8 protein-coding genes and 1 other annotated feature are annotated in these 9,811 nt (G+C 30.0%); of the genes, 1 reads left to right on the forward strand and 7 read right to left on the reverse strand.

Going from position 1 to position 9,811, the window contains the following annotated elements; genetic code table 11:
• The first annotated feature begins 169 nt into the window (after positions 1 to 169).
• The gene (gene leuS, locus Q0649_RS19525) at positions 170 to 2,632 is read left to right on the forward strand and encodes a leucine--tRNA ligase (RefSeq protein ID WP_298845826.1); all 2,463 of its coding nucleotides are present in this window, start codon (positions 170 to 172) and stop codon (positions 2,630 to 2,632) included.
• 46 nt (positions 2,633 to 2,678) lie between these two features.
• Here the strand turns inward: leuS and Q0649_RS19530 are convergent, their stop codons facing one another.
• From Q0649_RS19530 to Q0649_RS19560, 7 genes are all read right to left on the reverse strand, one after another.
• The gene (locus Q0649_RS19530; RefSeq protein ID WP_298845828.1) at positions 2,679 to 3,470 is read right to left on the reverse strand and encodes a GTP pyrophosphokinase family protein; all 792 of its coding nucleotides are present in this window, start codon (positions 3,468 to 3,470) and stop codon (positions 2,679 to 2,681) included.
• A 242-nt stretch (positions 3,471 to 3,712) separates the two neighbouring features.
• The gene (locus Q0649_RS19535) at positions 3,713 to 4,402 is read right to left on the reverse strand and encodes a metallophosphoesterase (RefSeq protein ID WP_298845830.1); all 690 of its coding nucleotides are present in this window, start codon (positions 4,400 to 4,402) and stop codon (positions 3,713 to 3,715) included.
• 45 nt (positions 4,403 to 4,447) lie between these two features.
• On the reverse strand, positions 4,448 to 4,714 hold the full coding sequence (locus tag Q0649_RS19540; protein WP_298845831.1) for an EscU/YscU/HrcU family type III secretion system export apparatus switch protein: 267 nt from the start codon (positions 4,712 to 4,714) through the stop codon (positions 4,448 to 4,450).
• 46 nt (positions 4,715 to 4,760) lie between these two features.
• A complete protein-coding gene (locus Q0649_RS19545; protein WP_298845833.1) occupies positions 4,761 to 6,353 on the reverse strand; it encodes a hypothetical protein in 1,593 nt (530 codons plus the stop codon).
• A gap of 176 nt (positions 6,354 to 6,529) precedes the next feature.
• A complete protein-coding gene (tyrS, locus tag Q0649_RS19550; protein WP_298845835.1) occupies positions 6,530 to 7,750 on the reverse strand; it encodes a tyrosine--tRNA ligase in 1,221 nt (406 codons plus the stop codon).
• A 62-nt stretch (positions 7,751 to 7,812) separates the two neighbouring features.
• Positions 7,813 to 8,052 (reverse strand) — a binding site (T-box leader).
• A gap of 113 nt (positions 8,053 to 8,165) precedes the next feature.
• Positions 8,166 to 9,311, reverse strand: a complete 1,146-nt coding sequence (locus tag Q0649_RS19555) for a helix-turn-helix domain-containing protein (RefSeq protein WP_298845837.1) — start codon at positions 9,309 to 9,311, stop codon at positions 8,166 to 8,168.
• A 157-nt stretch (positions 9,312 to 9,468) separates the two neighbouring features.
• On the reverse strand, positions 9,469 to 9,811 hold a 343-nt coding region (locus Q0649_RS19560), incomplete at its 5' end, for a Ger(x)C family spore germination C-terminal domain-containing protein (RefSeq protein WP_298845838.1).

A 9,811-nucleotide genomic window follows, 5' to 3' on the forward strand; every position in this document is an offset into this window, starting at 1 on the left:
TGTAAAACCTAACTAGAGTGGTACCGCGGAATATTTCTTTCGTCTCTTTCTTGAGATGGAAGTTTTTTTGTTTTACTATAATACATATTTTTACATGAATTAGCAAAAATCTAAATAGAAAAAATAATTAATCATATTTAATATTAAAAAATAGCAAGGAGGAATATTAATGGCAAAATATAATACAGGCATAGATGAAAAATGGCAACAAAAATGGGAAGATACTGACCTATACAAATTTGATGAAAATAACATTTCCAAAAAATTATATGTACTTGAAATGTTTTCTTATCCATCCGGAAGCCAATTACATGCAGGACATTGGTTTAACTATGGCCCTGTAGATACTTGGGCTAGAATGAAGAGAATGCAAGGATATAATGTATTTCAGCCAATGGGTTTTGATGCTTTTGGTCTACCTGCTGAAAATTATGCAATAAAAACTGGCGTTCACCCTAAGGATTCTACAGATCAAAATATTAGTACTATGGAAACACAATTAAAGGCCATGGGAGCAATGTTTAATTGGGATCATGAAGTTGTAACTTGTCGACCTGATTATTATAAATGGACTCAATGGTTATTCTTACAACTATTTAAAAAAGGTCTTGCTTACAGAAAAAAAGCGCCTGTAAATTGGTGCCCTAGCTGTAATACGGTACTTGCAAATGAACAGGTACTAGCTGATGGTTCTTGCGAGAGATGTGGCACTGAGGTTACTAAAAAGAACTTAACCCAGTGGTTCCTAAAAATTACGGACTATGCCGAGGAACTTTTAGATGACCTTGAAACTTTAGATTGGCCTGAAAAAACTAAATCAATGCAAAAACATTGGATAGGCAAATCTACTGGTGCTGATGTTACTTTTAAGGTGTCAGATTCCGATGTAGACTTTAGTGTATTCACAACAAGAATAGACACTCTATATGGCGTTTCATATGTAGTTATAGCTCCTGAGAATGATCTTGTTGAAATCCTTACTAAGGATGGATATAAAGATTCTGTTGAGTCTTATAAATATGATGCTAGGAAACAAACTGATATAGAAAGACAGTCTATTTCAAGAGATAAAACCGGTGTATTTACAGGTTCTTATGCTATAAATCCTATAAATGGACGAAAAGTTCCGATTTGGGTTGCAGACTATGTTTTAAACACTTATGGAACTGGATGTGTAATGGCTGTTCCAGCTCATGATGATCGCGATTTTGCCTTCGCAACTAAATACAATTTACCTATCGAAAGAGTAATAGTTAGTTTTAAAAACAAGAATGAAGATGATGAAAAACTTCCTTATACTGAACATGGAAAAGTTATAAATAGTGAAGAATTTAATGGTTTATCCACAAATGACGCAAAAGAAGCAATAGTTAAAAAATTGGAAACCATGAACTTAGGAACAGGTAAGGTAAACTTTAGACTTCGTGATTGGTTAGTTTCAAGGCAAAGATATTGGGGTTCACCTATTCCAATAATTCATTGTGATAAATGTGGAACTGTTCCAGTACCTGAGGATCAACTTCCTGTAGAACTACCTTATGATGTTGAATTTACACCAGATGGAGAATCACCTTTAGCTAAATGTGAAGAGTTTATTAATGTAACTTGTCCAGTTTGTGGTGGTCCTGCTCGTAGAGAAGCAGATACATTGGATACTTTTGTTTGTTCTTCTTTCTACCAATTTAGATATGTAGATAATAAAAACAGTGAAAAAATCTTTGATAAAGACTTAGTAAACAAAATGCTTCCTGTAGACAAGTATGTTGGCGGACCTGAGCATGCATGTGGGCATTTACTTTATTCAAGATTTATCACAAAAGCCCTTCGCGACATGGGATACTTAGACTTTGATGAACCGTTCCTATCACTTACTCATCAAGGTTTAATACTCGGAGAAGACGGACTAAAGATGAGTAAATCCAAAGGGAACACAATCTCACCAGACAAGTACATTAAAGAGTTTGGAGCAGATGTATTTAGAATGTACCTAATGTTTGGTTTTAGTTATACCGATGGTGGTGCTTGGAGTGATGATGGTATAAAAGCTATATCAAGATTTGTTGATAGAATTGAAAGATCCATAGACACCGGAAGTGAAGAAATTTTAAAGAGAACTAATAATGTAACCTCTATGGGCGAAAATGAGAAAGAATTAAACTATTGGAGAAATTTCGCAATAAAAGGTGTTACTGAAGATACCGAGAAACTTCAATTTAATACTTCAATCGCAAGACTTATGGAACTTACAAATGCTGTATCAAAATATGTTAATTACGAAACTATAAACAGTAAATTCTTAAAAGAAGTGCTCATAGATTATATTAAGCTTTTAGCTCCCTTTGCTCCTCACTTCTCAGAAGAAAAGTGGGAAACATTAGGTATGGATTATTCTGTATTTAATCAGAGTTGGCCTACCTTTGATGAGAACGCACTTATTAAAGACGAGGTAGAGATTGCCATTCAAATAAATGGTAAAATCAAATCCAGAATAACTATAGCACAAGGTTTAGATGAAGAAAGTATAAAACAAGCAGCTTTAAATGATAAAACATTCATTGCCGCTCTTGAAGGTAAAACTGTACGCAAGGTTATTGTAATCAAAGGACGACTAGTTAATATAGTAGTTTCTTAAAAAAAAGGGAGTAGAACATTTTAAAATGTTCTACTCCCTTTTATTATTACGCCTTATACATGTCTAATGTTTTTTGAGTTGCACGAAGTAAACTACTAAGCTCAAAAACTTCTCCTTCTTCTAATAACTTATTTATTTGTTCTCTATACCTAGTTGCCTCAGCTAATTTACCGAGAGATGATAACATAAGTATATTATTCATTATATCCGAAACCAAATTAGATTTTACCTCAAATAATTTTTGTGCATCCTTAATTTCATCTTTAATTTCGAGCATTTGTTCATCTAGTTGAAATGCCGCATCTGCTGCATTTTTAAGTTTTTTTCTTATATATTCTGGAATATCATGCTTATATTTATAATTTAAAGAATGCTCAACCGTAGCCCAAAAATTCATTGCAAGTGTCCTAATTTGGAATTCTGCTAGTATTTCAGTTTGACCGCCCGCTAAGTTCACAGGATACTTTATAATCATATGATAACTTCTATACCCGCTACCTTTTACATTTGCAACATAATCTTTTTCATAAACTATCTGCATATCACGTCGCTTGCGAATTAAGTTTACCACTTTATCAATATCATCTACAAATTGACACATTATTCTTATTCCAGCTATATCCTCCATCTCAAACTCAATTCTATCCAAAGGAATACCGAATTTATTAGCTTTTTCAAGTATGCTAGATATTTCTTTAACTCTCCCTGTAACAAATTCTATTGGTGAATAGTCATTTTTTCGCCTATATTCTCGCCTTATACTTCTAAACTTTACTTTTAACTCCTCCACGCCCTGTTCATAAGGGATTAAAAATCTTTTCCACTCTCTTATTGCCATGTTCTCAGTCCTTTACATAAAATTTCATATACCTTCTTTTAAGGTTTATAATTAACATCTCAGACTATTTTGGTTATGGTTTACATTAATATTATATTTGTATTAATTTTCTGTTATAATTAATTTACTACTAAATTACTATAATATCAATTTATTAAGTAAAATATAGTAATTTATATATCTGGTTATCCACATAAAATAATTTATTGCTCTTAGTTATACACATTGTACTAACTTATGTTTTATTCTAATATTTTTAAAGGATCAAAATTTAAATAATCACAGGAAGTTACTATATATTCAACACCCTCTATATTTCCTTCATATAACCTACTTAAAGATGGTCCATGTAAGTGACCATAAATTACTTTTGAAACATTATATTCTTTTACTATACTTATAAGTTCAGTTTCCTCAAACTTATCATTAGAAGGTGGATAGTGAAGCATTACAATAAATTTCTTATATCCACCCTTAACTGCTGCATCTAATGAAATTCGTAGTCTTATCAATTCTCTATTATATATTTTTTCATCATGAATAGAAAATTTTGTTGATCCAGGGCAATTCCATCCCCTCGTCCCACATATAGCAACATCATTATAATTAAAAAAGTTGTTTTGAATAAAATCCATATCCACGTAGAGAGTATTAAGCTTTGTTATACTACTCCACCAATAATCATGATTTCCTTTGATAAGTATTTTTCTACCCGGGAGCTCATGAATCCAATCTAAATCGGCCATCCCCTCAGACATATGCATGGACCATGAAATATCTCCTGCAATTAGCACCGTATCCTCAGGCAAAATTTTACTAATCCAATTGTTTTTTATTTTCACATGATGGTTGCTCCATTTTTCTCCAAATATATCCATGGGTTTATCTGAATTGATCGCTAAATGAAGATCTGATATTGCCCACAACGCCATAATATACCTCCTAAACAACTACACTGTATTGTTTTATTATAAATTCTAATTTTTTTTCATTGATCTATCTATATCCATAACATAAGCAATGACCTTTGCGATTGCATCATATAATTCTACTGGTATTTCGGATCCTATATCAACATTTGATAACAGATTCGCTAATTCTTCATTTTGTACTATAGCCACCTTGCTCTCCTCGGCTGTTTTAATAATTTCATCTGCAATATAACCGATTCCACCTGCTGTTATTATAGGCGCATCATACCCATTTTCATACTTTATTGCAGTAGCCTTTTTTATCTTTTTCATTTTAACACACCTCATATGCTAATCGTCTTAAAACACCTTAATTATATTATACCTTTATATTGATACCATTAAAACTTCTATCATTAAAAAATTTCCCACACTCTGCTAATGTAAACTCGTTACTCTTGTTATTTACATTAATGCTAACTCTATAACTCAGGCTGGATAAATCTTCAATTAATTTTTCCGTACTAATATCTAAAACTTTAACAAAAAGTTTATCGCAGTTAATATCAACATTCATACTACTATTATTAATTTTAATATAGGCATCCACTGTACCCATATTTATTGTTTTTATACTCGTAGCAATTTTTACATTTGTACTATCAATCTTTTTACCTTTTTGTCTGTCATCTTTAATGATTAATTTAAGTTGATATTCATCACTCTTAACATTTATAGGTAAATCCAAATAATAATACTGCTGTGAAATAGTATTAAATAATTTTATATCATTTAGTTTTCCATTAAACATATCCATAACCTTCTCATAAGTCTCTGGTTTAATGTTAAGCTTATTTTGAATAATATCTTTAACTATATCTTTAATCTCGCCTGTCTTTAATTTTATTTGCTCCTTAATGAGAATATCTGTAGTTGTTTTCGTTATCTCTTTTTCCACATTGTCTATAACTTTTTTATCTATATCTGAAAAGTTTAATTCTTTTTTTATCATATTTATAATTTCATTAAATGAATTGTTTTTACTATACCCCTTAACATTATTATTTGTAGAGTTTTTACTATCTATTTTGCTTTCACTAACAGTAACTTTATCCAACTTATTTAAATTGGTGATTTTATCCAATGGTTGTGTCTTATTATTTATTATCTCATTATTTTTACCCATCATAATAATATTATCCTGATTTTGACTTATTAATGGTGGCTTAATTGTACCTTGTATATCTTTATTTTCTCCATTATCTAATAAATAGTTACTAATTTCTTTTAAATTGCTATATATAGCTGAATCGCCCTTAAATAATTTTATAAAGCTTTCAAGATTGTCCTTAGTCAGTCCAATATTATTTTCTTTAAATAATAATATCTCATCAACTTCTAAATTTTTCAAAGCTACGAAAAAGTTTTTTAATACCTTTGTTATTTCAATTGCTTTATCACTACTTGGCTCAATATTTCTACTTTCAATATATTTACTAATAAAACTATCCTCTTTTTCCTCATTCAACGATATTTTCCCTTTAAAATCAAGCAAATTTTTTATATCAATTATATTCTCCTTAATTAAAGGCATATCGTGTTTTATCATTTTTTCAAAAAGCAACGCATCTGTTTTGTCAGCACTTAATGATTTTCCGTTCTCATTGTCTTTTAAAATATCATTTACTACATTTTTATCATCTTCATGCATTAGCTTTATTTTAAGTTTCCCCTCTTCGAATCCTTCTACTTCAAAATTCAACACACTTTCGTTAGTTCCTTGTTCTAGTGGCTTATCTAGCTTAGCCGCAAATTGCCATCCATCTAATAATTTTAAATTTACTTCTCCCTTTTGCTGATCTACACTTACTATTCTCGCATTAAATTTTTCTCCAGCTTGAAATGATATTTTACTAAAAGTTTTTTTAGATAAAGGTTTCTGCAAAATTGGGTTATTGCCGATTATAGCCATAAGCCACCTCCCATTTATTTAAATTACTAATATTAAAAAAGTCATCAATATTTTATTATCGTACATAAACTTTTTTTTTGAAGGGGATACAAATAATTTTCTATAAATTGTTAATTGCCCGCTTAAAAACAAAAACAAAGCTAAAATATAAATTTTAACTTTGTTTTGGGAATCTTTTATTCAATAATCAAAGAATAATACTTTTTCTTTCCTTTTTTAATTAGTACTTTTCCATCTTGAAAATCAGTATCTACTAGTGTTGCATTTTTATCTTCGATCCTTTTATCATTAATAGTTAGACCACCTTGCTCAATTAGCCTTCTAGCTTCTGCTTTTGAAGGTAACACTTTAGTGTAGACTAATATATCCATTATGCCTGCCCCTAGCATGCTTTTAGGGATAGATACCATAGGTACGTTACTCATATCTACTCCAGCACCAAACAATGCCTGTGCTGCGCTTTGAGCCTTCATTGCTTCTTCTTCACCATGGATAAGTTTTGTAACCTCAAAAGCTAAAACCTTTTTACCCTCATTAATTTCTTCACCTTTTAAAGCACAGAGCCTTTTGATTTCGTCCATTGGTACAAAAGTAAGTAGGGCTAAACATTTTTCCACAGATGAATCTTCTATATTTCTCCAGTATTGATAAAAATCATATGGAGATGTTTTATTTGCATCAAGCCATAAGGCACCATTTTCCGTTTTACCCATTTTTTTACCTTCGCTATTTGTTAACAATGTACATGTCATTCCATAAGAAGCTTTACTTTCTTTTTTTCTTATAAGTTCCATACCAGCAATAATGTTCGACCATTGATCGTCTCCACCTAATTGCATAGTACATCCGTATTTTTGATTTAATACTAAGAAATCATATCCTTGCATAAGCATATAATTAAACTCAAGGAATGATAGCCCTTTTTCTAATCTCTGTTTAAAACATTCAGCGGCGAGCATCCTATTCACTGAAAAATGTGCTCCTATATCCCTTATAAAATCCACATAATTTAAATTTAATAACCAGTTTGCATTATTTTCAAGTATCGCTTTATCATCCTTAAAATCTATAAGCCTTGATAATTGAGATTTTATGCATGATATATTATGATCAATCTCTTCCTTTGATAACATTTTCCTCATATCTGTTTTACCAGATGGATCCCCTATCATAGCAGTTCCTCCACCAACTAAAGCTATAGGCCTATGCCCCGCCCTTTGCATATGTGCCATAAACATCATAGCAATAAAATGACCAATATGTAGACTATCTGCTGTTGGATCAAATCCTATATAAAAAGTTACCTTTTCTTCTCCTAATATTTTTTTAATTTCATCCTCGTGAGTAAGTTGTTTTATGTACCCTCTTTCTACAAGTGTATCATATACATTTTCCATATTTTATTCCTCCATATTTTAGTTTTCATTTATTTTTTGAAATAAAAAAAACGCCCCCCTATGAAAGGGACGAAATATTTCCGTGGTACCACCCAAATTGATTAAACAATCCGCTTTTCCCTTATAACGTAAGGTCCACCCGTCTTAGCCTAATCATCATCGAAGGTTATAATTCATAATCGAAGATTCTACTTCAGCCTAAAGCTCCAGAATGTATTTCGCTGTATTCCTTAACTAGTTCACACCTACCACTAGCTCTCTTAATAATTATTACAGTTACTTCTTTCTTTCATAGCCTTTTTTTATAATTTTTTCACTTATATCTATTTAACCATTTATTCTGTTTATTTTCAACTGTTTTTTCCCTATTCATTAAATAATCGTTCCACATATATAGACAATACTAAGTCTAAACTCAAATAAAATGCTTTACTCCTGGGAAAATAGCCTTAAATGTATTATCATCTTTTGAATCCACAAATATTACTTTACCAAATTTAATAAAATTCTTTTTCATTCGTGCAAATCCTTTTCCTGATTTTATAAACCTTTTTTTGTCATCTAAAGCTATCAACTTGTCATATATCCACATGTTTCTTTTTAAATAATTATGAGTATTAACTTCGGTCGAAAACAATAGATTTCCAGGACTAATCACACTTACACTATTATAATTTACTACTATTTCAATTTCCTTATAAAATATAGTATAATCCCTATAAAGTATTGCATTCTTAACTGCTTCATGAACCGCAATTATAGGATAATTAAATGGAAATATCTTTTTTAAAAATTCTTCTACTCTATCTAACATATCTAATAAATTTCCTTGCACAAGTATAACTTCATCAAATTTATCATTTACCTTATTTACGATTCTTATCATATTGTGAGGTAAATAAATACTATTGATTGAGGAAAATACCAATAATCCACCAAGGGTAACTACCCTTTTATTATAATCTCTTTCTATGAAAGTTATTCCTGCATTATCCATAAATTCTAATCTATTTTCATTATTTACTAATATGCCTTTATTTTCAAAATATTTATTAATAATATCTAAATTCAAACTATTAATGTCACTATTCATAATAGGCATAGTCTCAATATTAAGATTAAAATTTTCTTGTAAGCTAGAAATTAATTCTTCTTTCCTCATTGTATCTGTTGTGGAACCTCTTCTTATGTAAAATGCGCCGTTCTCTCTTAATTGATAAGGCTTCTGACCACCATCATATATAGTTATAATTGCCACGTTTTTGCTTTGATATACTATGAAATCTATAGATACTGGAATAGGTGGTTCACACCTCGAACTAATTATTTGCTGAATTTGTTCTTCTTTAAATTCATTGGCATCGATACCTATAATTCTTTTTGTTTTATCCTCTACCCCAATTATGATATATCCACGTCCTCCGCGAGAATTAGCTATAGCCGATACGTCTTTAGCTAGTTCTTTTTTACCACTTTCTATTAATATATCAATTTTTTGCTTATAATCTAGTTTTGTACCCTCATCTCTTTTTAACAACATGTTAATTCTTTTTAAATCCATACATTTCACCCCAAATACGCTGTAATAATATACTATGTTTACCATAGTATAATGTTCCAAATACCTTAAAAATAATTTTATGATTATATTATAAAACAAAAGGCGATGAAATACCATCACCCTTTATTATATAAAAGAAATCATTTAAACTAGTAAATTATTTAAAGTTTTTATCATCTCCTATATTCATTATTTGTACTTCTACATCCACTTTCAATTCAGTTTTTTTAATAATATTAGGGATTGTTATATTAGGATATTTTTCATTAAATTGTTCAGTTATATCAAACGTATCTATGCCTTTATCCTTATATGTTTGGAATAAAGCGTTGCAAGCTTTCACAATATTCTGTTCTGATTTTTCTTGAATTTCATTTACATTTTTTTTTGTAAAAGTAAATTTATTTTGTGCTTCTCCAAAATCTACATTAACCGTAATTTTCTTTTTCAAATGAATTATATTATCATAATAATTGACTTCAGTCTTAGTTTTACTTTTT

Source organism: uncultured Clostridium sp. (genome assembly GCF_937920395.1).
In the GTDB taxonomy this organism is placed as follows: Bacteria; Bacillota; Clostridia; order Clostridiales; family Clostridiaceae; genus Clostridium_AD.